Source organism: Mesorhizobium sp. M2E.F.Ca.ET.209.01.1.1 (genome assembly GCF_004010375.2).
Classification (GTDB): Bacteria; Pseudomonadota; Alphaproteobacteria; order Rhizobiales; family Rhizobiaceae; genus Mesorhizobium.
The window spans coordinates 1-282 of sequence record NZ_SADP02001309.1 but is presented as its reverse complement, the minus strand read 5'-3'; the positions used below and the strand labels follow the sequence as shown (position 1 = coordinate 282).

Annotated in this window: 1 protein-coding gene; it reads left to right on the top strand. The window is 55.7% G+C overall.

Annotated elements, in window-relative coordinates; genetic code table 11:
* Positions 1-256, top strand: a 256-nt coding sequence (locus tag EN852_RS40185) for an outer membrane beta-barrel protein (protein WP_145994171.1), incomplete at its 5' end; no start/stop codon positions are given.
* Positions 257-282 lie beyond the last annotated feature (26 nt).

Sequence of the window (282 nt, the reverse complement as noted above, 5' to 3'; positions counted from 1 at the left end):
CAAGGATTATGCCGAATTGATGGAAAGCCTGTTCGACTTCGATGCTGGCTATGCCATCGGCGCTGGCATCGACTATGCCCTCACCGACAAGCTGAGCCTCGGCGTCGACTACACGCATATCGATCTCGGCTCCAAGACCAGCACCGGACCCACTGTGTTCGACAACGGTTCGCTCGGAAACAATCCGGAGACATACAAGGTCAAGGCCAGGGCCGACGTCGTCATGGCGAGGTTGAGCTACAAGTTCGGCAATTGACCGATCGATAGTCACGATAGAGGATG